This window comes from Desulfurispirillum indicum S5, assembly GCF_000177635.2.
Taxonomy (GTDB): domain Bacteria; phylum Chrysiogenota; class Chrysiogenetes; order Chrysiogenales; family Chrysiogenaceae; genus Desulfurispirillum; species Desulfurispirillum indicum.
Genome location: NC_014836.1, coordinates 459954 through 485407 on the forward strand (window position 1 = coordinate 459954; position 25454 = coordinate 485407).

A 25454-nucleotide genomic window follows, 5' to 3' on the forward strand; every position below is an offset into this window, starting at 1 on the left:
TTATCCGATGCGGCTTACGTCCACGGACACTTCCAGTTCATCCTTGCCACTGCTGTAGACAACGCCGTTGATGGGGATAATGTCCGAGTAGTCACGACCCCAGGCGCAGACGATGTGCTGCTGGTCGGGCAGCTGGTTATTGGTGGGGTCGAAGTGCACCCACCCCCAGCCCGGTACATAGACGGTGAACCAGGCGTGGGACGCATCGGCCCCCACCAGCTTCTCCTGTCCGGGAGGCGGCAGCGTTTCGAGATAGCCACTCATATAGCCGGCGGCCAGGCCGATGGAGCGCAGGCAGCCAATGGCCACGTGGGCAAAATCCTGACAGACTCCCTGGCGGTGGCGCATGACCTCGGTCAGGGAGGTGGTGATGGTGGTAAAGCCGGGGACATAGCGGAAATCATGGAAGATGCCTGCCATGAGGTCACGGGCCACCAGCACCAGGGGTTTTTCCGGTTCCAGGTACTGGCTGACGTATTCGCGCAGCTCAGGAAAGACCGGAACCAGCGGCGAGGCCATGGTGTACTGGCGGGCGTTGATGGTGGGTTCATCAAGGCAGGAACTGAGAGTTTTCAGGGTCTCCTCCCAGCTTATGGGCTGTTGCAGGGGATCGCGGCCCTGGTTTCCCAGGATTTTCACATCGCTGATCACTTTGATGATCATCTCCCGATAGGGCTTCTGCATGCAGAAGTAGCTGACGTAATTGCCGAAGAAGTCGGTGCGTTCCCGGTAGTCATCAGCCGAAGGCGTGATATTCATGGAGCTGCTCTGTACCACCTGCCGCGAGAAAGAGCGCGGCTTGATGCGCGTTTCGTTATAACACAGGTCGACGCTGTCGCTGTAGGAGTAGGTGGTGGTGTGGGTGACGCGAAACATCATAGTTCCACCTCCAGCAGGGTTTTCACCAGTTGTCGCCGGTCGGCGGCGTGGCGGAAGAAAGTACGGTTGATGACGACGGAGAGCTTCTCCAGAGAGCTCTCCAGGTGAATCAGCAGCTCTTCGAGCTCGGTGTGCATGGTGCCGTCCAGGCTCACCCGGCTGAGCTCGCTGGCCTGGGCCAGCTTCAGGGCGGTGGAGACGTCCAGGATCAGTCGCTCATCCTCATCAAGGCGCGAAGGAATGCGCTGACGTGGCAACTGGTCCACGTGCTGGCGCAGAGTGCCTATCTGATAGGCCAGGGAGCGGGGGTTCACTTCGTCCAGCAGTGCCAGTTCCAGCACCCCTTCCAGGTGCAGGGCCGAGCGGTAGCGGCGCCGGTAGGTGATCAGGCTCTCGCAGGTTGCCAGCAGCGCTTCCAGCAGGACGTACTCTACCCTGGCCTCATGGCTGGCGGAGACCGTTGCGCGAAAAAGGGTGATCAGCAGCAGGGCACGCTCAATGCGACGCCCCATATCCAGCATGCGCCAGCCGGCTTCACGGGTCATGCTTTCCATGGTCAGCCCTGTAAACGCCACCATGGAGGTGATCAGCTGGTTGAGTTCGGTGTGCAGGCGGAAGATATTATTGCTGTTCTTGCGGTACGCTTTTTTCCAGTGCTCCTCCATGTCGTTGATAATGCGCCAGGTGTCGAAGGACCAGCGTTCGCGGACGCTGAAAGCTCCGCGCAGGAAGGCGTTGATGCTGGAGCTGAGGCTGCCGACGCGCTTGGGGTCGATGATGATGCTCAGCAGTTCTTCCTCGGGTTTCTGCAAACGCTCCAGGGCGTCATCGCCCACAAAGCCGGGCAGGGTTCCCGTGAGCTGGGTCGTAGTCTGCAACAGGGCGCGCAGGCTGGCATTCTCCGTGGCGTCGTCGCTGTAGGAGTCCCGGTCTGCCAGGCTTGAGAGGGTGGTGCGCAGCAGGCGGGCAGTGGTTTCCACCCGTTCGGCATAACGACCGACCCAGTAGAGGTTTTCTGCGGTGCGGCTTGGCAGTGAGCTCTGCTGGCGGATCAGGCTTTCCAGTGACTCCTGTTTCCAGAGGCTGATATGCTCCTGGGGCTTGGAAGAGAGTATCCAGGTGTCTTTGGTGATGGGGTTGCCGCCATTGCGGATCTCTTTCTTGGTCTGCTCGGGGACGCTGCGGGCCAGGCCACCACGCATGACGGTGTAACCCTGGTCCCCTGCCACGAGAAAGCTTCGCATAAAGGCCCTGCGCGGCTCCAGCTGGTCGCCGGTGAGGGAGGGGGCCGTGGAGAACTGCACGATTTCGCGGCCACTGAAGGCGTAGGGGGTCATTTTGATACGGGCTTTCAGGTTCTCCAGCTCCCGCTTGCTCAGCAGGGGGCCGTAGACAATCTGGCCTTTTGGGTCGTGGAGGGTGCTGATGATGGCCAGCTTGTCGATGTTGGTCAGGACGTGCTGCTTTTCGCGTTCCTGCCCGCACCACCAGGTGGCGACCATGGGCAAAATCAGGTCTTCATTGAGATAATAGCGGGCGATGGCCGGCAGAAAGGCCATCAGTCCAGGGTTTTCCATAACGGCACAGCCCACAGGGTTCACGACGGTGACATTGCCTCGACGCACGGCTTCAAGGAGCCCGGGGACGCCCAGGTAGGAGTTCTTGTCCAGCTCCAGGGGATCGCACTGGGTGTCCATGACACGGCGCAGGATGATATCCACCTGCAGCAGCCCATCGATGGACTTCAGCCAGACGCGCCCATCGCGCACCGTCAGATCGTCGCCCTGCACCAGGGTGTAGCCCAGGTAGGTGGCGAGGTAGGCGTGCTCAAAATACATTTCGTCTCGGGCTCCGGGGCTCAGGAGTACGATGCGGGGAAACTCCCGCTGCTGGGGAGCGAGTTTGGAAAGGGTTTCCCGCAGCACCCGGAAGAAGCTGGCCAGGCGGTGGGTCTGGTAGCTGCGCATCAACCAGGGCATGATGCGGGACATGATCATGCGGTTTTCCAGGGCATATCCCAGACCGGACGGGGCCTGGGTGCGGTCATTGAGTACCCAGATGCGATTATCGGGGCCCCTGGCCAGGTCAGCGGCGTAGAGGACGATATTGCGGCTGCCGGCAGCGGCGACCTGGTCACAGGGACGCAGGAAGCCACTGTGACCGTAGATAAGCTCCAGGGGGAGCAGCCCTTCCCGGATCAGCTTGCGGGGTCCGTAGAGATCCGCCATGATCATGTCCAGCAGACAGGCCCGCTGCAGCAGGCCTGCTTCAACGGTCAGCCACTCTTCGCCTTCGATGAGCAGGGGGATCATATCCAGCTGCCAGGGGCGGCTGTGGGAGCCTTCGTCGTGGAAGGTGCTGTAGGTGACGCCGTTTTCCCGCAGCAGCTGCTGCATCTCCTGCTGGGTGTGGCCGATTTCGGCGGGTTCCATGGCGGTGATATATTTCATGAACTGTTGCCAGTGCGGCTGAATGGTGCCGTCCTGGGTCCACATTTCATCGTAGGAGGTGCTGTTTTTGAGATATCCCCGCAGCCGTGGAGGTATTTCCGGTGCCTGTTCCATGCGCTCTTCCTGTGCCAGAAAAACTGAAATTCAGCACCAAAATAAACCAGCGGCAAAGCGGAAGTCACGCAAAATCACGATCTTTGCTAAAAACCCGGACAGCTCAGGAGAGGGCGGATACCCGGAAGCGCCCCATCAGGCGCTGCAGCTTACTGCTGGTGTTGCGGGCGGTGTCCGAGGCCTGGGAGAGATGGACAACCGACTGGCGCACCTGGGTGGTGCTGCCGCGCACCTGGGAAATATTGGCGGCGTGGCCCTCACTGCGGGCGGAGATACGGCGGATGGCTTCCAGCATCTCTTCGATGACATCATAGAGGCTGCTGTTATCCGCTGCAGCTTCTTCGGCCAGGCTCAGTCCGCGATCCACTTCACTGACGCCATTGTGCATGATCCCCACCGCCTGCTGGGTCTGGGCGCGCACGCTGGCCAGCATGGCGCTGATCTCCTTGGTGGCGTCGGTGGTGCGTTCGGCCAGCTTGCTGACTTCCTGGGCCACCACGGCGAAGCCTCGTCCGTACTGACCGGCACGGGCGGCCTCAATGGAGGCGTTCAGGGCCAGAAGGTTGGTCTGGCTGGCGATATCGTTGATGACATCGGCGATACCGGCGATCTCCTCCGTGCGCTGGTCAACTTCCTGAATACTGCGCGAAGAGCTGTGTATGGCATCGCGGATGCGCTGGGTCTCCCGGCGTACCTGCTGGAACTGACTCTGGGCGTTGGCAATGACGCTGTCCATCTCCGCGCGCATCTGACCTGCGGTCACAGCAGCGCTGCTGGTTTCGCTCATCTGACTGTCCAGCTCCTGCAGCATGTTTTCTATGGCGGTTTCCATCTGACGGGTAGCGCTATCCACAAAGCGGTTCTGATCGATCATCTCGTCGTTGGCGTGGCGTGCTTCATGGGTGAAGCGAACCACCTGGTGGATCGTGCTGTCCAGGTTGTCAATGAAGCTGTTGATCCAGCGAGCCATTTCGCCGGTCTCATCGCCGCTGAGGTAGCGCTGGTCGAGCCGCAGGGAGAGATTTCCGCCTCCTTCGGCAATGGTGCGGATGACATCATTCATGGCTCGCATGCGCCCGACGATGCGGTTGACTCCCAGGCGGTAGAAGATCCAGGCGCTGCCGAGGAAGAGGGTGGCGTTGGCCATGTGAATAAGCGGAGCGGCCAGGCCGATGCCAAAGGTGAAGAAGAGATTCAGAGCGCCCATGCCGGTGATGATAACCAGGAACATGCGCATGAGCAGATAATTGATGGAGCGGCGGCGGTAGACCTCCTCCAGGTCTGCTTCGCACATCATGCCCCAGGTGTCCAGGGATCCGGGCAGCTGGAAGGTGACGCCCTTGCCGATAACGGGAATATGGCGATAGTCGGAGTAGCCGGGGTATTTGATGTAGAGGTTCTGACCATTTCTGATGGTCTCGCGCACACCGGGGTGCAGCTGACCGGTGGCAGGGTCCGTGAACGTGATTTCAAACTCGGTGTGGTTGTGGATTTTGATAACGCCATAACCGGAGTCAATACCCTCCTTCAGGTTCTCGCCATGGGAGAAGGTGCTGTCCTCAAAGCGCGAGCGGGAGAGGGCGGTGCCGACGGGAATGCGGGAGTCGAAAACCGGTTTTACCATGAAGATATAATTGTCGCCGGATTCAGGATAGATGTGCCCGGCTTCGCGCTGAATCAGGTCGCTGACCACGTCATTGGGCACCCTGGCGCAGAGCACACCCAGGGTCTGGCCACTGCTGTCGCAGATAGGCTGGTGGAACATCAGGGTAACCGCATCGTGGAATGACGAAGTGGTAGGGCCGATGCGTTCGGTGTCCGGATCAACATAGGGGCCATGGAGGAAGGGCTGACGCAGGCCCACGGCCAGGGCCTGTTCGCTGAAGGTGCGCTTTCCTTTGCGCCAGGGTAGAGTCGATGCCAGGATCATGCCTGCCGGGTCGACCACGAAGAGCTCCGCGATCTCCAGCAGCCGCGAGCGGCGTGCTTCGATGATGCTCCCTGTCTGGGAGACATCCTCTCCCAGCTGGTCTGCCAGATGGCGCAGATATTCCCACTTCTGCTGTGTCCAGTCCTGCAGCAGGGTGGTGCGGGTCTGGGCAATGCCCTCGAAGGTTTCTTCCACCGCATGGTATGAATGACGATTCAGCAGGCACGACCAGCCCATTGCCAGTTTACCGGTACGGCCCGTCCAGGGGAGCCAGCGTCGTTCGCTGGCGGTCAGGGACATCGCGTCGCTTGTGAGTAACATGGAAACACCTCGCCTCGTTTCTTGTGAGGCCTCCTGCTATAGCAAGGAGCCCGCCAGAAACCGGAAGTGTCCGCAATATCACATTCCCCCCTGGAATGTCAGGGATATGACGGGAATTCACTGCGTAAAAAGGTGGCAAAATGCAGGAGGGGTGCAGCTGGTGCCAAAAGAGCGGGCATTTGAGAAAAAACGATCTTGGTGATTTCTGTCATTAACCAGACAAGCCTATTTGCGATTTGCGTTTGGTGGCTGCTGAGTCGAAGGTGCTTCCAGTATCACGCCCATGCTGCGCACGCTCCTGATATGATGGTGGCCTATTTTTTTGCGCAGCCGCAAGAGCAGGTTCTTCAGGGCGGCTTCGCTCATCTCCTCGTCACCATACACAACGCTTTCGATCATCCGCTGTGACACAAGACTCCCGCGTTTTTTCAGCAGCAGCTCCAGCAGGCAGCTCTCCTTGCTGGTCAAGGAGATGGTGGAACCCTTGACCAGCAGGTTTTTCTTCAAGGCGCTGTAACTCACATTATCATCAATGCGCACAAAGAGTTCGCCGTTTTCTTCCAGCTTCTCCACGCAGGCGACCAGTGCCTGACGCAGCCTGGAGAGGTCGATGGGTTTGAGGAGGTAGTCGACGAAGTTGAGTTTGACGGCCTGCAGCAGATCCTCGGTTTCAGCATAACCACTGGTGATGAATATGGGCGTGCGGGAGTCGAGTCTGCGTATTTCTTTGGCAAGGGTAAGGCCACCCATGACCGGCATCTTCAGATCGGTAATGACGATGTGAATGGGTTCGCGTTCGAATATTTCCAGGGCGCTTTTGCCATTGTCAGCCACGTGAAGGTGCGCGAAGTATCGTGTCAGGAGTTTGGCCGTCTCTTCGCGCAGCAGCGGCTCATCTTCGACGTACAGAGCGTTGAGGTTCTTGACAACTTCGAGGGGGGTCATCGGGGTGGGCTCCATCTGCAGAATAGCTTCACGTACAGGAGCTTAGCGCAAAACCAGTCGGGTGTGAATAGAAAAATGTTATCTTTGATACTTTCCTGATACTTTTATGGTTTACAATGATTTTGCAGCTCAGATTGTGGGAGTCCGTGTGGCTGCGCGGCAATTTTCAAGCTATGTTTTATTTCGGGAGGTTTGTTCCATGGGGGAGAAAATTATTATTGACCCCGTCACACGCATTGAGGGGCATCTGCGCGTCGAGACGGCCATGGAAGGCCGACGGGTCAAATCAGCCCGCTGCAGTGGCGACATGTTCCGAGGCATTGAAAAGGCCCTCAAGGGGTTTGACGCCCGGGTAGCCCAGCATATTACCCAGCGCACCTGCGGGGTTTGCCCGTACGCCCACGCGGAAGCTTCGGCCCTGGCCCTGGAGAGTGCCATGGGCATCCGGCCCAATGTCAATGGTCAGCTGCTGCGCAATCTCACCGTCGGAGTTTACCAGATTAAGGATCACCTGCTGCATTTTTATACCCTGTGCGCCCTGGATTTTATTGATATCACCGCCGTACTGGAATACCGGGGCAATGATCAGGCGCTGCTGCAGGTGAAGTCGTGGGTTCAGCATGAACTGGCCAATAACAAGGTATTTCCGGCGGCGCCTTTTCTGCCCCGTTACGAAGCAACCTACTGTTCTGACCATGAAGTAAATATTTCCGGAATAAAAGGCTACCTTGATGCCATCGAAATCATGGCCCAACTGCACAAGATGGTGGCCATCTTCGGTGCCAAAGCGCCCCATCCGGTGGCCATTGAGGCGGGTGGCGTGACCACCATGCCAACGGTGGACCGCCTCGCCCACTTCGGCACTCTGCTCAGCCACTGCACAGATTTTGTGCGCAATCGCTACGGCAATGATGTCCTGGCAGTGGCTAAGGCCTTTCCCGCTTACTTCAAGGAAGGCAAAGGCTATGGGAATACCCTCTCGGCTCCCTATCTGCCCGACGGCAATGGCGAGAATTTCTTCTTCGCCGGTGGCGTCACCATCGGAGGAAGCTATCGCCCCCTGGATCTGGGGAAAATTACCGAGGACCACTCCTACGCTTACTACCACAATGGTTCCAGCCCCCTGCTGCGCCCGCTGCAGACTGATACCCTGCGCCCTCTGAGCGCCCGTGACTTTGAAGTCGAGCAGGGGAAGGTCGATGGCAAGTACAGCTGGAACCGTGCGCCGCGCTATGATGGTCATGCCATGGAGGTGGGCCCGGCAGCCCGGGTGGTCAATACCTACCGCAGTGGTTCCAATCCAGAGCTGACCGCCATGGTCAACCGCCTGAATCGTGAACTGGGTATTACCATTGACGACTACCCCTCCGTTATGGGTCGTCACCTGAGTCGCTATATTCTGGCGGACCTTACCCTGCGGCACATGGAGCGGCAGCTGGCGGAAGTGCGTCCCGACGTGCTTGGCTTCACCCACCACCCGGTGCCGGTGAATGCGCGAGGGGTCGGCATCACCGAAGCGACCCGCGGTGCCCTGGCTCACTGGATTGAAACCGATGGCAAGGGCGTGATCCGCAACTACGAGATGGTGGTTCCCACCACCTGGAATATGTCTCCCCGCGATGGCCGTGGCAACCCCGGTGCGGTGGAGAAGATGCTGGAGGGTACCGAGGTGGCCGATGCCGCCAATCCCATGGAGCTGGCGCGCATTGTGCGCTCAACAGACCCCTGTATCGGCTGTTCGGTACATTGAAGGAGGACGCATGTTTACTGAAATTTCCAGGAATATCGACCGGCGCCAGGCCCTGAAGCGGATTTTTGCAGCCATTACGGCCGTGGGCGCGTCGTCATTCCTTTCGTTTGAGGATCTGCTGGCGGCTGACGCAAGCCCCCGGAAACCTCTCAATATTCTGTGGCTGCACGGAAGCTCCTGTACCGGCTGCTCGTGCGCCCTGCTGGACATCGAAAAGGTGCCGGTGCTGGATGTTCTCACCCGCTTTGCCCATATCGTCTTCCACCATGACCTCTCCCTGGCCACTGGCGATCAGGTCATCGCCATCAAGGAGAAGCTGCTGGCTTCGGAAGAGCCTTTTGTGCTGGTGCTGGAGGGTTCCATCCCCGTGAGCATGCCCCATACCTGCATGGTGGGGCACCGCACCATGGATTCCTGGATGGAGCGCATTCTGCCAAAGGCCACGGCCTGTATCGCGGCAGGAACCTGCGCCAGCTTCGGCGGTATTACCAAAATGCCCGGTATGGACACAGGTTGCATGGGACTTTTGCAGTACTCCAGTTTCAAAGGGTATACCACGCCGTTGATCACCCTGCCCGGTTGCCCCATGAAGCCCGAACACCTGCTCTATGCCCTGCTCTACTTTACCGCCCATGGGCGACCACCCGCGAGTGATCGCTATGGACGTCCCCGGCATATGTTCGGACGCACGGTTCACGACCGCTGTGTGAACTACGCTGACTTTCAGGAAAACTACTTTGCCCGCAGGATCGGCGAGGATGGCTGTCTGCTGAAGCTTGGCTGTCAGGGAATGGTGACCCGCAGCGACTGCGTGGTACAGGGTTACAATAATAATACCAATACCTGCATACGTGCCGGACACCCCTGTATCGGATGCTCCGGGGAGAGCTTTCCGCGGCGGGTGATGTTCCACAGTTATGATGACAGCCGCGATATCATTCCAAGGAGGCCCTGACCATGCATGCTGCAGAGGATCGTGTCTCGTTTTTCCACTCCCTGATCTTCCGGTCCATCGCCTACCTGATGATCAGTGCCTTTATCCTGTTTCTGATCTCCTTTTTCCTCTATCAGGGCTGGCAGGAGCGCCTGATTCAGCAGCGCCTGGTGGAACATGGCAACAGCTACATGGAGATGCTGGTGGCCAACACGGCCGACTCCATTGCCAAGGGGCAGCGCAACTCCTTTCAGAACGTGATAGACAGTTTCACCCAGGTCAACGAGGTGGATGAAGTGGCCATGTACGGGCGCAACTACGGTCTCATGAACTATGTCTCCAACCAGGTGACCGTCGGCATCCCTTTTGTGCAGCACAACGGAACCTTTGTGAACCCCAACGAGCAGCTGTATCGCGAAAGCCGCGGCATGTACCACCGCAAGGACTGGCATATGGTGGACATGGAGGAGACGGAGCAGGGCCTTGCCCACGTGCGGATAACCCAGGCGGCGGGGCAGAGCTGCGTGGACTGCCACATCGCCATCAATCCCGATATCCGGTTCGATAACGGTTTTGCCCATGCTCTGGACAATGGCCGTTCGCACTTCTACTACCGCATGGAGGTCACCCGTGACTGTATCTCCTGCCATACCAACTGGCGTGAGGGAGAGACGGCGTCCTACCTGCGCATCTCCCTGAATAATCACGCCATGGACGAGCAGCGACGGGAGAATACCCTGGGAATCCTCTTTGTCATGGCATCGGTACTGGTTCCCCTGCTGATCATCGTGATTCTCATCATGCGCCTGATGATCTACCGGCCCCTTTCAAGGGCCCTGCGCTTCGCCCAGGGCGTGGCGGCCGGGAACCGTTCCCATCAGCTGGACGCCAGGGAGAAAAACGAAATCGGTCAGCTGGGGCGTGCCCTCAACAAGATGATGGACAATATCAACGACGCCGTGCGCGATGCCGCCCGGCAGGTGGGCAGTGTCAGCGAGCGGGTCAGTGATATTTCAGGCCAGCTGTTTGCCCATATCGAGCAGGCCAGCCGCGGTGCTCAGCAGCAGAGCGAGAAAACCCAGAAGACGGCCCACGCCATGGATGTCATGAGCTCCACCATGGTGGAAGTGGCCCAGAAGACCTCCGAAACCCATGAAGCGGCGGAGTCGGCCAAACACAAGGCGGCCGAAGGTTCCGAAGCGGTGCGTCAGGTGGTGCAGTCCATCAACCACGCCCGCACGCAGTCCCTGAGCCTCAAGGAGAACATGGGTATTCTGGCCCGTCAGGCCGAAGATATCGGGCAGATCATGAACCTGATTCGCGACATCGCCGATCAGACCAACCTGCTGGCGCTGAATGCCGCCATTGAAGCGGCCCGGGCCGGCGAGTCGGGACGGGGATTTTCGGTGGTGGCCGATGAGGTGCGCAAGCTGGCCGAGAAGACCATGGAGGCCACAAAGAATGTTACCCAGGCTGTGGAAGCCATTCAGCGCGGTGCCCGGGATAATATGGAAAATGTCGATCAGACCACCAGCGTTATCGGCGAAGCCACCGAGAGGGCGAACCAGTCCGGCGAGTCCCTGCAGGAGATCGTGACCCTGGTGCAGTCAGCCACGGATCAGATTCGCCTGATTGCCCGAGCCATGGAGGAGCAGTCCGCCACCAGTGAGGAAATTAACAGTTCCATTGACGATATTCGTCGCATATCTCTGGAAACCAGCCAGTCCATGGAGCACTCCTACCACGATGTGGAAGAGCTCGCCGCCCAGGCAGATCAACTGCAGAAAACCATCGAGAAAATGCGTCAGGGGGATGTGGAAGACGGCGGCAGGCATCTGCCGCGCCTGGCGGAAGGACGGCAGGGGTAGTCTTCCGGGCTGCTGGTCAGTGGCTTTCGTGCAGGTAGAGTGACGAATAGATGCCCGACGTACGGATCAGCTCAGAGTGGCTGCCCTGCTGGGCAATGCGTCCATCTTCGAAGACGATAATGCGTTCGGCCTGACGCACCGCGCTGAGTCGATGGGCGACGATGATGGTGGTGCGCCCTTTGAGGTATTCGGCCAGGGCTTTATGCAGTGCCCGTTCGGTGTCGATATCCAGCGCTGAAGTGGCTTCGTCCAGGATGACGACGCGCGGATCCTGCAGGATCATGCGGGCGATGGCCAGGCGCTGGCGCTGGCCACCGGAGAGCTTGAGCCCCTGGCGGCCGACGATGGTCTCCAGCTGGTCGGGAAGCTGCATGATGGTATCCCTGAGCTGGGCGATGCGCAGGGCTTCCCACAACTGTTCATCACTGGCTTCGCGCCCGAGGGTGATGTTCATGCGTACGCTGTCATGGAACATGGGCGGATGCTGCAGCACCGTGGCTATGTGATTGCGCAGCGTCTCATAGCCAATCTCTTCCACCGGCACGCCATCAAAGAGAATGCGCCCCTGCTGAGGCCGGTGAAATCCCACCAACAGCTGGATCAGGGTGGTTTTTCCGCCACCGCTGGCCCCCACAAAGGCCACCTTTTCTCCGGCAGCGATTTCCATATTGATATTTCTCAGTACCGGCTCGTCGTCCCGATAGCCGAAGGTTACCCCTTCCAGGGAAAGAGCCGTGGAAAGCTTCCCCGCGAAGGGATTCTGGCGCGGAGGGTATATGGGCTCTTCTTCCAGATCGAGGGTGCGATTGATGCGTTCCAGGGCGCCATTGGCGGCCTGGTAGCCGTACTGAATACTGAGCACATCCTGCACCGGACCCATGATGAACCACAGGTAGTTGAAGACGGCGAACATCTGGCCGATGGAGAGATCGGAAAACACTACCGTCAGCATGGCCATGGCGCGGAAGATATCGAAACCGAACATGAAAATGAGAAAAGAGAAGCGGCTGGCCGCCTCGCTCTTCCAGGCATAGGCGTCGGCATGGCCGCGAATAGCACCGGCATAGAGGCGCAGGCGGTCAAAAAATGCCTGCTCGCGGCCCGAAGCCCGCACCTGGGCGAAGGCGTCCAGGGTTTCGCTGAGGGACTGCTGGAAGACTTCGACCGCCTGGTTCTCCTGGCGCTTCAGGTGCTTGACCTGCCGCCCCACCTTGATGGTGAAGTAGACCACCACCGGGTTGAAACAGATGAGGAAGAGAGCCAGCTGCCAGTGGATGAAGAAGAGTATGACCCCCGCACCGGCAATGCTCAGCACCGAGATGAGCAGCTTGGCTACGGAGCTGCCCAGAAACTGATCCAGGGTATCGACATCGTTGACCAGATAGGCGTTCATGGATCCCGAGCCGATGGATTCGTAGCGGGCCATGGTCACCCGTTGCAGGCGGCTGAGCAGGGCGCTGCGCAGCTCAAAGGTGACATCTTTGGCGATACGGGTGAACTGGCGCATCTGCCAGACGCCGAGCCCGGCGGAGAGGGTTCGCAGGCTGAGGGTGATGAGCAGAATGAGCAGCACCGTCGCCACGGCACCATGCCACGCCGTGGGCAGCAGCCACTGAGAGAGGCTGACCAGGGTTCCGGGTTGCGCCAGCAGTACTTCGTCCACCAGCAGGGGGATGAGCAAGGGGACGGGGATGCTGACCAGAGCCGCCAGCAGAGCGATGGCATTTGCCATGATAAGGTGTCGGCGGTGGACGAGAACCCTGGCGGTAATGTCACGCCAGGAATAGGGCTTAACAGCCCCTGAGGGCTTTGCGGTATCGGTGCGGGTTTCCCCTGTCATGGTGTCTCTCCCGTGTCTGCCGGGTTCTGGGAATCCACGATCAGAAAACGCGAATCCAGGGAGCGCTCCAGAATGGAGCGGACAACAGGCCACTCCAGGCCGCCACTGCCACAGCCCGGACGGGGGAGCACCACCTGGGGCCATTGATGCTGGTCGGTCAGTTCCACCAGTTCGCGGGTGGATCGCTTCAGAATTCCCAGATCCGGCGGTTCCATGGGCCCGTTTTCAATGGGAAAGGCGATGATCTGATGGTCAAGGACGAAGACGTGGTTGCCGTGCTGGCGGATCAGAGCACCCAGCTGAGCGGGAAGATGTGGGAAGCGCTGGCGGGCCTGGGCGGCGCAGCCGCGTGGCATGGAGCAGTGGCCGCGGCGATTGAGTTGGCCACCGGTGGTAATCACAACCGGGCACTGCTCCAGGTAGTCCCACAGATTGCCTGACACCATTCGCATATCAGAGGTCAAACTGCTTGATTTTGCGTTGCAGGGTGCGCAGGCCGATGCCCAGCATGCGAGCCGCCTGGGTACGGTTCCCCTGCACCTTGTTGAGGGTATTGACGATGGCCTCTTTCTCGATCTCCTCCATGGTCATGCCCACGGCGAAGTCGATATGTTCCTCTTCGTCAGGCTCATCGCTGAAGCCTTTCTGGTCCGCGTATTCCGAGGGAATATCGCTGGTGGTGAGCACTTCACTGCGATTGAAGATCACCATGTTTTCCAGACAGTTACGCAGCTCGCGCACATTGCCGCGCCAGGGGATATTCTTGAGTATCTCCATGGCCTCGGCGGATATGCCGCGGATGGTGCGGTTATTCTCCTTGGCGAAGGTTTTCAGGAAGTGGTTGACCAGCAGGGGTATGTCTGACTTACGTTCCCGCAAAGGGGGGACATGGATCACCACGACCTTGAGGCGGTAGTAGAGATCCTCCCGGAAGTGGCCCTTGCGGACTTCTTTCTCCAGGTCGCGGTTGGTGGCGGCGATGATGCGCACGTCGATGGGGATATTTCCGGCGCCGCCGACACGCATGATTTCACGGTTTTCCAGGACACGCAGCAGTTTCACCTGCACGGCGAGGCTGATTTCACCGATTTCGTCCAGAAAGAGGGTACCGCCGTTGGCCAGTTCAAATTTTCCCTTGGACTGTTTCATGGCACCGGTGAAGGAGCCCTTCTCATGACCAAAGAGTTCACTCTCCAGCAGACTTTCAGAAAAAGCCGAGCAGTTGATGGCCACATAGGGCTTTTCCCAGCGTTCCGAGCACTCGTGGATGGTCTGGGCAATCAGCTCCTTGCCGGTTCCCGACTCTCCCAGCAGCAGTACCGATGCCCGGGTGGAGGATACGGTGGTGATTTTTTCGAAGATTTCCTGCATAGGTTTGCTCTGGCCGATCAGCAGAGGAAAGGTGTTGTTCTCTCCGAGGATGGAGCGCCCTGGCCCAGCGGGTGGGGTTGAAATAGTGGTGGCCTTCTCCCAGGCCTGGGCGACCAGGGCGCGCAGCTCCGAGAGGTTGACGGGCTTTGCCACATAGTCAAAGGCGCCGTGCTTCATTGCTTCAACGGCGGTTTCCACGGAACCGTAGGCGGTGATGAGGATGATTTCGCTGCTTGCCTGAAGGCCCTTGACAAAGGGCACCAGATCCAGGCCGCTGCCATCGGGCAGGTTCAGGTCCGTGACCACCACGGGGTGCTTGTGCTGACGAAAAAGGCGCTGCGCCTCGGAGAAAGTTTCCGCTTTGTGGGTCTGATATCCTTTTTTCTCCAGGGCCCGGCTGATGGATTCCAGGGAGGCGCGCTGATCGTCAACTACCAGGATGGGGGGTGTCCCGTCGCTCATGTGGGTATATCCGGTAAAGTAATGGTGACTGTAGTGCCCCGGCCAAGGATACTCCGTATCTCCAGGGATCCGCCGTGGGCTTCCACAATATTTTTGGCAATAGGCAATCCTAACCCAGTTCCCTCTTTTTTAGTAGAGTAAAACAAATCATACACCTTTTCGCGATCCTTGGGGGAGATGCCCGGGCCGTTGTCGTCGATGACGATCACGTGGTGACGCTTGCGGTTTATGGAGTGGGCTATGGTTATGATGCCGCCGGATCTTTTTTCCAAGGCCTCTATGCTGTTTTTGATGATATTGGTGAGTACCTGGCGTATCTGGTTGCGGTCCATGGAAATGGTGTCACTGCGGCTACTGGTTTTTTCCAGGACGAGCTGGATGTTTTTTTCCATGCAGGTCTTGCGGAAAAGCTCCACCACTGCGCCCATGGTTTTGGTGATGCTCTCATGGCGCAGCCTGGGCGAGTGCATGCGTGAGTAGATGAGGAAGTCATTGAGCAGTTCGTTCAGGCGCTGCACTTCATCGGAGATAACATGGCAGGTGCTCATGGCTTCATCACGGTCAATGGTTTCTTCGCGCAGATCCTCTTCCAGCAGCTGAATATTGAGGTTGATGGCGTTGAGGGGGTTCTTGATCTCATGGGCCAGACTGCCGGAAATACTGCCGATGTAGGCCAGCTTCTCGTTGGCGCTGACGCGCTTCTGCAGCTCTCGCAGCCGATTGATCTGGTTGACCATGTAGAGAAAGAGGGCGATGACGGCACCGAGGATGACCAGGAAGACGATGGAGTGCTTGCGCATCAGACCCTGGATTTCCGAGGTGAGCGAATCGCGGATCAGCGCACTGGAAACGCCAAGTCGCAGAACGCCGACCCGGCTGGTGTCGTAGAAGATGGGGATAGCGATATCAAAGCCGTCAGCGGTGAATTCGGCTGTTTCCAGCAGGCCTGACTGGATCAGCGGGCGATCGGCGGCAGCGGCATTCAGGGAGACGGCATCGTTGAGGATTATTCCCTCGCGGTGACGGTCTGTGTGCAGGACGACCAGGCCATTGGTCTCCATGACCATAACGTAGATGATCTCCTGATTGCGGGAGCGGATATCCTCCATGAGCTGGTGCAGAGCCCGATAGTCGGTCTGGCTGGTATTGAGGCGGCGGATATCGTAGGAACTCATGATGTCTTCTATTTTCGACTGAACCCGGTAGGCGTGCACTTTGGACTCGCTGAGCTTGTTGTCTACGCTCTTTTCGGCAATGATTCCCACGATGAACTGCAGCGAGAGCCACACCGTGGCCAGAATGACCAGAGTGAAGAGAATATAGAAGACGATCAGGTTGACTTTGAGATTTTTGTCCATGGCTCAACTCGCGGCGAATGTACTGATAAGCGAGCGCACCTGAGCGCTGTCGGTGCAGGAATTCAGCGCCTGGCGGAATTCGCTGCTGCCCGGTGTGCCCTTGCTGTACCAGGAGCCGTGTTTGCGCATGAGAATATGGGCCCGCTCCGGCATATACTGACACAGAAGGTCAAGATGGCGCAGCAGAATTTCTCTGATCTGCCTGGGTGTGGGCTCGCAGGTGGCCTGGCCGCGAACCTGTGAAAGTATTTCACGGAAGATCCACGGGCGGGTATAGCCCTCACGGGCGATCATGGCTCCATCGGCCCGGCTCTGTTCCATGGCCAGACAGGCGCTTGGGTAGTCAGTGATATCGCCGTTGATGATCAGGGGAATGTGCAGCAGAGATTTGATGGGAGCCACCTCGTGCCAGCGTGCCTGCCCACCGAAGCCATCACTGCGGGTGCGGGCGTGTACCGTGAGCATGGACGCGCCGGCCTGCTGAACCTGCAGGGCCAGTTCTGGCAGCAGTTCATCACCATGGATCAGACCCAGTCGCGTTTTCACCGTGATATCCGCACAGGCTCCCGCTGCCGCGACCATCTGGCTGACGATCTCCCCCGCCAGCTGCGGGTGCTGCATCAGCTCAACACCGGAACCGGAGCGCACGACTTTTTTGACAGGGCAGCCCATGTTGATATCAATCAGCGTGAATCCTTCCTCTGTGCAGATGCGTGCCGACTGGGCCATGGTTGCCGGATTGGCTCCGAACAACTGAACAAAAGGCCGCAGGCGTTCCTCTGCTCCCACCCGCAGGAATTCGACGGTTTTGGGAATATGGCGGCTGAGGGCTTCTGAGCTGACCATCTCGGTGAAGATGTTGGGACAGCCCTGTTCACGGGCGATGACGCGAAAGGGAATATTGCAGACACCGGCCACCGGGGCCATGAAAAGGGGGGTGTCTATGGTGTTGTGGCGCAGTTGCAGGGGGTGAAACATAGGTCTTCCGGATCCAACAGAAAACGGGGCTTCAGTGAAGCCCCGTTCTGGTTTTTGTGGGTGAGCCTGTCGTGGCCTTATACCTTGGGGCCAGCTGCGCTGAAATCGTAGTCGGCGCCTCTGGTGATGTATTTCTCGTAGTTTTTGGTGAACATCTCCGCCAGCTTCTTGGCTGTTGCGTCATAGGCGAACTTGTCGGCCCAGGCGTTGCGAGGGTTGAGGACAGAAGTGTCTACGCCGGGGATTGCTTCGGGAATCTGCAGGCCGAAGATGTCCATGGTCTCAAACTGGCAGTCGTTGATCTTGCCGTTGAGGATGGCGTTGACACAGGCGCGGGTGGCCTTGATGCTCATGCGCTGGCCCACGCCGTACCCGCCGCCGGTCCAGCCGGTGTTGACCAGGAAGGCGTTGACATTGTGCTTGGCCATCTTTTCGCCCAGCAGTTTGGCGTAGGCCGTGGGGTGCAGGGGCAGGAAAGCTTCGCCGAAGCAGGCGGAGAAAGTGGCCTGGGGTTCGGTGACGCCGCGTTCCGTACCGGCAACCTTGGCGGTGTATCCGCTGAGGAAGTAGTACATGGCCTGCTCCCTGGTGAGTTTTGACACCGGAGGCAGGATGCCGAAGGCATCGCAGGTGAGGAAGATGATATTGCGGGGATGGCCAGCTTTCAGGGCGGGCTCGTGATTGTCAATGTGGAAGATGGGGTAGGAGACCCGCGTGTTTTCCGTCTTGGAGGCATCTTCATAGTTCACGATGCCGTCGTCGTCGTAGACCACGTTTTCCAGCAGGGCATCGCGTTTGATGGCCTGGTAGATTTCCGGTTCGCTGCCGGGATCGAGGTTGATGGTCTTGGCGTAGCAGCCGCCCTCGAAGTTGAAGATACCATCATCATCCCAGCCGTGCTCGTCGTCGCCGATGAGCCTGCGTGAAGCGTCGGTGGAGAGGGTCGTCTTGCCGGTGCCGGAGAGACCAAAGAAGAGGCAGACATCGCCTTCTGATCCAACATTGGCGGAGCAGTGCATGGAGAGTATATTTTCAAGGGGGAGCCAGTAGTTCATCATGGTGAAGACGCCTTTTTTCATCTCACCGCCGTACCAGGTTCCGCCAATAATAGCCACATTCTTTTCGATATTGAAGATGACAAAGACTTCAGAGTTCATTCCGTGCTCTTTCCAGCGCGGATTTACCACTTTGCAGGCATTGTAGATGGTAAATTCAGGGGCAAAGCTGCTGAGCTCGTCTTCGGTGGGGCGAATAAACATATTCTTGCAGAAGTGGGATTGCCAGGCGATTTCCGAGATGACGCGGATATTGCGGCGGGTTTTCTGGTTGGAGCCAACAAAGCCGTCGGTGACATAGACATCCTTGCCGGAGAGCTGGTTCGTTACCAGTTGGTAGAGCTCGTCAAAAACCTCAACGGCGACGGGCTTGTTGATGTTGCCCCAGGCGATATGCTGAGCTGATGGATCCTGCTTGACGAAATACTTGTCCTTGGGAGATCGTCCTGTGAACTTTCCCGTGTCCACCATCATGGTACCGTTGGAGGATACCCGACCTTCCCCGTTGTCTACTTCGTGTTTGAAAAGCTCCTCGTAGCCGAGGTTCCGGTAAATCTTCCCTACGCTCTTGAGGCCCAGGGAATCGGCGTCCAATGCATTGGCTGTCTTCATGGCACTGCCCCTTTGCATGATAATACTATAACATACTTTGCGTTATATGCTGTTGCAAAAGTAACATATTTGCTGCAGCAGGGGAAGGGAAAGTTGCCAAAATATTGACAGGGATCTGCATTGGTATGTTCTTGTTTTTGAATGGGATGCGACTAGGTGGTGCCGTTTGTGGAACCCTGTTCGGCGGTGGCGGGATTATCAGTGGGGGCTTTGACCTGGGAGCGCAGATAGTTTTCCATTTCCAGCAGGGACTTGTTGCAGGGGGCGACGGGGCTGGAATGGTCAAGAACCGGTATCAGGTTTTTGTCCAGAAACATGATCCGGCCAGACTGCTGTAGCTTGCGCACGGCGGCAATGCAGCGTTCCAGCAGCTTGCGGTCGGAGAATATTTCGCGGTTGGTAATCTCTTCGCCGAAGACGCGGTGTTTTTTCAGAAACTGATAGAGGCTGGGCAGCACCTTCTGCTGGGGCGTCTGGGGGCCGATCACCAGGACCTCATCCTCGCCTTCGGCATGGGCCTGGGATTGTGTGCCGTGCAGCGCATCGTGGACGCGCTGCAGCAGTTCGCGGATATCGATGGGTTTGATAATATAGCTGTTGACATTGATTGCCGTCATCTGGGAAATATGGTGTTCCTCATTGAGGGCGGTGGTGATGATGACCGGTACTTCAGGATTGATTTCGCGGATCAGCTCGATCATGCGAAAGCCGTCCATGACCGGCATGTTGATATCGGTGACCACGATGTCGGGGCGGTGTTCCCGGAACATGTCCAGGCCCTCTTGCCCGTTGGCGGCGATGTAGAGGTTTTTGACCCGACGTGAGAGGGGTTTTTCCAGCGCTTTCCGTATGACCGCTTCATCTTCGACATAGAGAATTTTCAGTTCGGAAAAATTCGGAGCAGTCTCCACGGCAGTCCTCCACGGTCAGCAGCCTGCTGGAATATTTTCTGGATACGCAGGCTGACTCTTCCTGAATTGTACACTGAAAAACATCTTAATACGCATCCCATGTGAGTTCAAGGATCTTATTGTGTCACCGTCGAAAAATACCATCATGAAACCATGCAGACCGCAGCTGCTCGCTCCGGCGGGTGATCTCGAAAAACTGTACACCGCCGTAACCTATGGTGCGGACGCGGTGTATATCGGTGGCGATATCGGTGGCCTGCGGCAGCGGGCGGGAAATTTTTCCCATGGCGATATGGTCCGGGGGATCTCCTTTGCCCATGGGCATGGCGCGAAGGTATACGTGGCCGTCAATATCTACCCCCGTCCCGAAGATATAGCGCTCCTTCCCCCGTACCTTGCCGCGCTTCGTGCACATGGTGTCGACGCCGTCATCGCCTCTGACCCTGCCGTGGTGCGCTGTGCCCTTGAGCATGGCCACACGGTGCATCTGTCCACGCAGGCGTCGTGCATGAATACTCCCGAAGCCCTGGCCTGGAAGGAGACCGGGGTGAGCCGTATGGTTGCCGCCCGGGAGCTTTCCATCGAGCAGGTGCAGCGTATAGGTGCCGCCAGTGGCCTGGAAACGGAGATGTTTGTCCACGGCTCCCTGTGCATGTCCTACAGTGGCAAGTGCCTGATCAGTAATTTCACCGCAGGCCGCGACGCTAACCGCGGGGGCTGTGTCCAGAGCTGCCGCTGGGGCTACCGGGTCTGCGGGGAAGCAAAGGACCCTGGTGAACTGGTCTATCCCTTGAATTCACAGGATATCATGGGTATCAGGCAGCTGGGGCGCTTTCGCGATGCCGGCATAAGCTGTCTGAAAATCGAGGGGCGCATGAAATCACACCTCTATATCGCAGCCACCACCTGCGCCTACCGCAACGCCATCGATGACCATGATGGTACCCCTGAAACGGTGGACGCCATGGAAGAACTTCTTCGCAAAATTTCCAACCGGGGCTTCACAGCGCACTTTCTGGCGGGCAGACCGGAGGATCCCGGGATCAACCTGCGCTCCTCGGGGTATGTGAGCCAGGTTGAGTATATCGGCCAGATCATCGGATGGCAGGATGGCGTAGCCCTGCTCTACAGTCGCGCGCCAGTGCGTTCCGGGGAGCCATTGTTTCTGCTGAACACTGATGGTGAACTGCTGGAGCTGCCTGGTCAGATGCGGGAAATGGATGACACCATGGTCAAGTCGGTCAATCCAGGCACTCTCGTGCAGGTGGAAGTGCCCGTTGCCTGCCAGTACTGGGTGGTATGCAAGGGAACTGAGCCACAGAGGAGGCCATGGTGAACGGTAAATTCGTGGTCTGCAGTGCAGACGATATTCGCAGCGTTCAGGAGTATGGCGTGAAGCGTGTTATCATCCCCTGGGCTGCTGCCAGCCAGGGGTCGGGAGTCTTTCTGCCTGAGCTGGAGGCGATGCTCACCCAGGCCCATGATGGTGGCATGCAGGTGGATCTCGCTGCTGACATCCTGCCCGATGACTCCCAGCTTGATGCCCTGATGGACGAGTTCCGGCGTACAGACCTGCTGCGGCCCGGCCGTATCCAGGGTGTCAGGCTGCAGAATATCGGCCTGGCGCGGGTTATCAGGCAGGCATATCCCCACCTGAAGGTGATTTTTGACGTGCGTTCCGGTGGGAACCATCCCGCCTACTATACCTGGCTGCAGCGGATGGGGCTGGATGGCGCCGTGCTCTCCCGTGAGCTTAGCCTGGAGAGTCTCCCGGATTTCTTTCGCTCCGCTGGCGCGCCCTTTTCTTTTGAGCTGAGGGTTTTTGGCGCCATTGCCTTTTTCAGCAGCCGTCGCGCGCTGCTTGATATGGCCGTGGGGCAGACATGCCTGCTGGAAGAGCCCTCGCGTCCCGGCCAGCGTTTTCTGCTGGAGCGGGGCAACGATTCGGTGCTCCACCACTCCCGTTACCTTGATCTGCGGGGCCACCTCGGGCGTCTGCAATCCTGGCCGTTGACCCTGGTACTGGATTATCGCCATGTGTGCACCTGCCGGGAGATGCTTGCGTACTGGTTTGATGGCAGGGAGTTTGCCGCGCTGCACGGTCTCGCTCCCATGGCTGATCCCCAGTTGCCTCGGGAAGAGAGTCGCCCGCCATCCGATGCTCAGGAGCCCGTGGCGCGCCTGCTTGATGTGAAGCGTTCACGCTACCTGGTGGCGGAGGTCTTCGCTGGTCTGGCTGATGGCGAGGAACTGCTCTGCCAGTCTCCCGAGGGGAAGTGTTTTTCCCTGCGCTGGCAGCCCCGGAAAACCTGGAGCGGATCGCCCGGGAGTTCGCTGGCGCTGCTGCCGTGGGTGAAAGGAGCGACTGTGGGAGCGGTGTTGATGCGAAAGGATGTGGATGGGTGAAATGCCAGGAACCCTCAGCAGGCTGCTGGAAAACCCCCATCAGCGTTGCCAAGAAAAAAAGCACACTCATGTGAGTGTGCTTGTTCCATTTGGAGCGGGAAACGGGACTCGAACCCGCGACCCTCAGCTTGGAAGGCTGATGCTCTAGCCAACTGAGCTACTCCCGCTTAAAGAGTGGTGGGGAGGGGAGGATTCGAACCTCCGAAGTCGATGACGACAGATTTACAGTCTGTTCCCTTTGGCCGCTCGGGAACCTCCCCACGATAATGGCTGAATGGAGCTGGTGAGAGGAATTGAACCCCCAACCTGCTGATTACAAGTCAGCTGCTCTGCCAATTGAGCTACACCAGCCCATACGCCGACAGAGGACAGGCCCCCGTCGAACATCGGGGATTATAGGGAAATACTCAGCGATTTCAAGCAAAATCTCCGCTTACTTGTCTTTTTCCTGCATCTGCTCCCAGCGCAGTGCTTTACGGGGAGGGTTTCGGTCGGAGGTGCTGGACTCATCCCCGATGGCCTGCTGCTGCAGCTGCAAATCGGCAACATAATCAGGGCATCGTGATGGATCGGAAATGGAGAATTTTTTCCCGCAGGTGGCGCGCCAGGCGCAGGTGGCACAAGTCTGTTTCATGGATGGCTCCTGAAGTCGGGTCTCTGGACGCACAGCTTGTCGGCTCGCTTGATCAGGATGACGCGGTTGCCCTTGCGGTTATACTGAATGCGGTCCATGTAAAAGTAGCTCATGAGAATGCCCCGGCCAGAGGTCTTCAAAAGGTTTTCCGCATTGCGAGGATCTGGAAGCTGCTTGACGTTGAAGCCCTCGCCTTCGTCTTCCACGATAAAAGTGAAGAGGTTGCGACGGAAGATAAAAACAAAACGCACCTTCTTGTGACCGTGCTGGCGGGTGCGCTCTTCAAAAAGCTGCTGATATGTGCCAGCATCAAGGGCATCGTTTTTCTCGTCGTAGCCGATGCGCAGGTTTCCGTGCTCAATGGCGTTCAGCAGGATTTCAAAGAGGGCCATGCGGATTTCATTGGCGCTTTTGGCGCTGCAGAAGGTATTGATGGTGGGCATCAGGGAGCTGATGACGCCGTGAATCATGTCGATGCTGTTATCGAGAGCGTATTCGCGGCGCTCTTCCACGAGCTGCTTCAGTATCATGGTATTGGCGAAACTCTGCAGCAGTCGAATCACAGCCCTGTCGAGGGATTCCAGCAGCTCTTCATTACTCCAGGGCGGTGCCAGGTAGTCAAAAGCGCCGCAGCGCAGGCAGTGCAGAATGCAGTCGGGGGCATTCTCGCGCCCCAGGACGATGATGGGAATATCGGGAGTCACCTTGCGGATTTTGGCAATGGGCTGCTCGTTGAGGCATTGGTCGCTGCCTTCATCGATGATGATGTGTGGCATGCTCTCCCAGTAGAGATCAAATGCCTGTTCCGCCGTGGAAAAGAGCACGGAAAAGCCCCTGCTCTGGAGCGCCTGTATCGTCGCTGCCTGCTCCTGGAAAAAGTCTCCGGTTCCTATCCACAGAAGAGAGTGCCCTTGCATGTCCGTCCTTTACGTGTTGGAGAGGATATCGTCCATTTCGCCTTCGCTGAAAAGGGAGTTCATGTCCAGTAGAATCAGCAGGCGATCCTGGTACTGCACCACGCCACCAAGGCGCTGGCGTCCGCCCTTGGCGATGGAGGGATTGGCCTCCACCTGGCTGTTCCTGATGCGCACCACTTCCCGTACAGCGTCCACCACCAGTCCGATGAGTTTCCCCTGCACGCTGACAATGATGATGTTGGTTTCCTCCTGCAGGTCAGAGGTGGGATGTCCCAGCTTTTTCGCCAGGTTGATGATGGGGATGACCGAACCGCGCAAATCGATGATGCCCTCCATGAAGGAGGAGCTTTTCGGTATGGAAGTGATGGTGGTTTTCTTGATGATTTCCCGCACCATGTGGATATCCACCAGGTACTCTTCATCGTGGAGCATAAAGCTCACAAACTGGAGCATTTCGTCGTTGTTTTCCGTCAGGGACGTATCAAGAATCTTTTCTTCCTGAGGCTTTGACTTCTGCATGGCACACTCCTGCTCTCTCAGATGCACTGTATCTGAATAAAGGGTTGTTCGATCAGATTGATGAAGACATCGTCTGCCAGAGCATCGCCGTCCGGGGTATCCAGGACCTTGATGAGCGGGCGGTTGATCTCGAGGGTTGAAAGTTCCCAGACCACTCCGGTATGCCCGGCATATTCACCGCTGAGAATCTGGATTTCGCTTCCCGCTGGGTAGCGGGGCGTGATGGAGATGAACACCTTGACCATCTCCAGGTTCAGACGGTTTCCCGCCAGGCGCATGATCACATCCAGGGCCCTGTCCACGGTCATGGCTTTGCGGTAGGGTCGGTGGGAAGTCAGGGCCACGAAGGTATCCACAATGGCGCAGATCTCTGCGTAGCGGTGTATCTGCGCTTTGGTGGCAATGGGTTCACGCCTTTTGGGGATGCGGTTGGAGCCCTTGAGGGCGCGGGGATAGCCACTGCCATCCTGGCTTTCATGGTGCTGATAGGCCATGTGGGCCGCCAGAATGCCCACCCGCGGGTTCTTGCGCAGGAACTCATATCCCAGATGGGGGTGGTGGCGCATCAGGGCGTCCTCGGCGGCGCTCAGGGCGCCTTCGCGCTCCACCAGCGCCGTCGGCAGAAAGAACATGCCCACATTGTGCATCAGCCCCCCCTGGGCGATGGCGGCAATCTCCTTGCTGTCATAGAGCATCTTGCGGGCCATCATGACGCAGCCTGCCAGAACCTCGATGGCGTGGTGGGAGAAGTAGCCTTCCCGCTCCTCCTGGGGGGTGACCACAAAACACTTGGAGCTTCCCAGGAAAATGTTTTCCAGAAGACTCTTGCTGGCAGCTTCCAGCTCACTGAGCCACTCTGAAGTTATTCCCTTGGGGCAGACTGCATCCATGTGGGTTTCCGGGTCGTCGATGGTCTGGTTGGCATGCGCCTCGGTGATGGCGTGGAAAACCTGGTGAACGCGATGCCTGGTGGTGCGCTTCAGATCTTCGCTGATCGTGGCAGAGGGCTGCATTCCCTGGGTACGGGGGTCATCCATGTACACCCACAGGACTCCCAGCTCGTCCAGGCGGTCGAGATTCTTGCCGCTCAGGCGATAGCCGGCACCCACCAGGAGGTTGTCTCCCCCGGTGTACACGCCATCGGCGGTCTTTTCGCCCGACTGAATTTTTTCCAGGGAAATCCTGCGCACGCGTCACCTG

General features: G+C 58.2%; 20 protein-coding genes and 3 tRNA genes. 5 read left to right on the forward strand and 18 right to left on the reverse strand.

Annotation, left to right across the window (positions count from 1 at the left end):
* The 4 genes from SELIN_RS02210 to SELIN_RS02225 form a co-directional block, all read right to left on the reverse strand.
* Positions 1-879 (reverse strand): transglutaminase family protein, encoded by an 879-nt coding sequence (locus SELIN_RS02210; protein WP_013505080.1) that lies wholly within the window; start codon positions 877-879, stop codon positions 1-3.
* On the reverse strand, positions 876-3443 hold the full coding sequence (locus tag SELIN_RS02215; RefSeq protein WP_013505081.1) for a circularly permuted type 2 ATP-grasp protein: 2568 nt from the start codon (positions 3441-3443) through the stop codon (positions 876-878). The genes SELIN_RS02210 and SELIN_RS02215 overlap by 4 nt, the downstream gene beginning before the upstream one ends.
* A 103-nt stretch (positions 3444-3546) precedes the next feature.
* Entirely contained in the window at positions 3547-5694 is a 2148-nt protein-coding gene (locus tag SELIN_RS02220; RefSeq protein ID WP_013505082.1) for a methyl-accepting chemotaxis protein, read from the reverse strand.
* A gap of 225 nt (positions 5695-5919) precedes the next feature.
* Positions 5920-6639, reverse strand: coding sequence for a response regulator transcription factor (locus SELIN_RS02225; protein ID WP_013505083.1), 720 nt, complete (start codon positions 6637-6639; stop codon positions 5920-5922).
* 199 nt (positions 6640-6838) lie between these two features.
* Here SELIN_RS02225 and SELIN_RS02230 point away from each other — a divergent pair, with 199 nt between their 5' ends.
* From SELIN_RS02230 to SELIN_RS13695, 3 genes are read left to right on the forward strand one after another with little or no spacing between them, the layout of a single operon-like run.
* Positions 6839-8389 (forward strand): nickel-dependent hydrogenase large subunit, encoded by a 1551-nt coding sequence (locus SELIN_RS02230; protein WP_013505084.1) that lies wholly within the window; start codon positions 6839-6841, stop codon positions 8387-8389.
* A gap of 10 nt (positions 8390-8399) precedes the next feature.
* Positions 8400-9344, forward strand: a complete 945-nt coding sequence (locus tag SELIN_RS02235) for an NADH-quinone oxidoreductase subunit B family protein (RefSeq protein WP_013505085.1) — start codon at positions 8400-8402, stop codon at positions 9342-9344.
* 2 nt (positions 9345-9346) lie between these two features.
* The gene (locus SELIN_RS13695) at positions 9347-11191 is read left to right on the forward strand and encodes a methyl-accepting chemotaxis protein (RefSeq protein WP_013505086.1); all 1845 of its coding nucleotides are present in this window, start codon (positions 9347-9349) and stop codon (positions 11189-11191) included.
* 16 nt (positions 11192-11207) lie between these two features.
* On the opposite strand, the gene SELIN_RS02245 is transcribed toward SELIN_RS13695, so the two are convergent.
* From SELIN_RS02245 to SELIN_RS02275, 7 genes are all read right to left on the reverse strand, one after another.
* Positions 11208-13031 (reverse strand): ABC transporter ATP-binding protein, encoded by a 1824-nt coding sequence (locus SELIN_RS02245; protein WP_013505087.1) that lies wholly within the window; start codon positions 13029-13031, stop codon positions 11208-11210.
* The gene (locus SELIN_RS02250; protein WP_013505088.1) at positions 13028-13483 is read right to left on the reverse strand and encodes a macro domain-containing protein; all 456 of its coding nucleotides are present in this window, start codon (positions 13481-13483) and stop codon (positions 13028-13030) included. Before SELIN_RS02250 ends, SELIN_RS02245 begins: the two co-directional genes overlap by 4 nt.
* Before the next feature lies 1 nt (position 13484).
* On the reverse strand, positions 13485-14864 hold the full coding sequence (locus SELIN_RS02255) for a sigma-54-dependent transcriptional regulator (protein WP_013505089.1): 1380 nt from the start codon (positions 14862-14864) through the stop codon (positions 13485-13487).
* Positions 14861-16222, reverse strand: coding sequence for a sensor histidine kinase (locus SELIN_RS02260; RefSeq protein ID WP_013505090.1), 1362 nt, complete (start codon positions 16220-16222; stop codon positions 14861-14863). Before SELIN_RS02260 ends, SELIN_RS02255 begins: the two co-directional genes overlap by 4 nt.
* A gap of 3 nt (positions 16223-16225) precedes the next feature.
* Positions 16226-17200: a tRNA dihydrouridine synthase gene (locus tag SELIN_RS02265; protein WP_013505091.1), complete on the reverse strand. Its 975-nt coding sequence runs from the start codon at positions 17198-17200 to the stop codon at positions 16226-16228.
* Positions 17201-17277: 77 nt separating this feature from the next.
* Positions 17278-18867, reverse strand: a complete 1590-nt coding sequence (gene pckA, locus SELIN_RS02270) for a phosphoenolpyruvate carboxykinase (ATP) (protein WP_013505092.1) — start codon at positions 18865-18867, stop codon at positions 17278-17280.
* 152 nt (positions 18868-19019) lie between these two features.
* Positions 19020-19778, reverse strand: a complete 759-nt coding sequence (locus SELIN_RS02275; RefSeq protein WP_013505093.1) for a response regulator transcription factor — start codon at positions 19776-19778, stop codon at positions 19020-19022.
* A gap of 121 nt (positions 19779-19899) precedes the next feature.
* On the opposite strand from SELIN_RS02275, the gene SELIN_RS02280 reads away from it, so the two are divergent.
* Together SELIN_RS02280 and SELIN_RS02285 are read left to right on the forward strand one after the other, a co-directional pair.
* Positions 19900-21114 (forward strand): peptidase U32 family protein, encoded by a 1215-nt coding sequence (locus tag SELIN_RS02280; protein WP_013505094.1) that lies wholly within the window; start codon positions 19900-19902, stop codon positions 21112-21114.
* Positions 21111-22184, forward strand: a complete 1074-nt coding sequence (locus tag SELIN_RS02285; RefSeq protein WP_013505095.1) for a U32 family peptidase — start codon at positions 21111-21113, stop codon at positions 22182-22184. Before SELIN_RS02280 ends, SELIN_RS02285 begins: the two co-directional genes overlap by 4 nt.
* A gap of 90 nt (positions 22185-22274) precedes the next feature.
* On the opposite strand, the gene SELIN_RS02290 is transcribed toward SELIN_RS02285, so the two are convergent.
* The 7 genes from SELIN_RS02290 to SELIN_RS02320 form a co-directional block, all read right to left on the reverse strand.
* Positions 22275-22351, reverse strand: a tRNA-Gly gene (locus tag SELIN_RS02290).
* An 8-nt stretch (positions 22352-22359) separates the two neighbouring features.
* Positions 22360-22444 (reverse strand) — tRNA-Tyr (locus tag SELIN_RS02295).
* A gap of 15 nt (positions 22445-22459) precedes the next feature.
* Positions 22460-22535, reverse strand: a tRNA-Thr gene (locus SELIN_RS02300).
* A gap of 82 nt (positions 22536-22617) precedes the next feature.
* Positions 22618-22818 carry a hypothetical protein gene (locus SELIN_RS02305; protein ID WP_013505096.1) on the reverse strand — a complete coding sequence of 67 codons (201 nt, stop codon included), beginning with the start codon at positions 22816-22818 and terminating at the stop codon, positions 22618-22620.
* Positions 22815-23735, reverse strand: a complete 921-nt coding sequence (locus tag SELIN_RS02310) for an ATP-binding response regulator (protein ID WP_013505097.1) — start codon at positions 23733-23735, stop codon at positions 22815-22817. Before SELIN_RS02310 ends, SELIN_RS02305 begins: the two co-directional genes overlap by 4 nt.
* Before the next feature lie 9 nt (positions 23736-23744).
* Positions 23745-24254 carry a chemotaxis protein CheW gene (locus tag SELIN_RS02315; protein ID WP_013505098.1) on the reverse strand — a complete coding sequence of 170 codons (510 nt, stop codon included), beginning with the start codon at positions 24252-24254 and terminating at the stop codon, positions 23745-23747.
* Positions 24255-24271: 17 nt separating this feature from the next.
* The gene (locus SELIN_RS02320; protein WP_013505099.1) at positions 24272-25444 is read right to left on the reverse strand and encodes an HD-GYP domain-containing protein; all 1173 of its coding nucleotides are present in this window, start codon (positions 25442-25444) and stop codon (positions 24272-24274) included.
* Positions 25445-25454 lie beyond the last annotated feature (10 nt).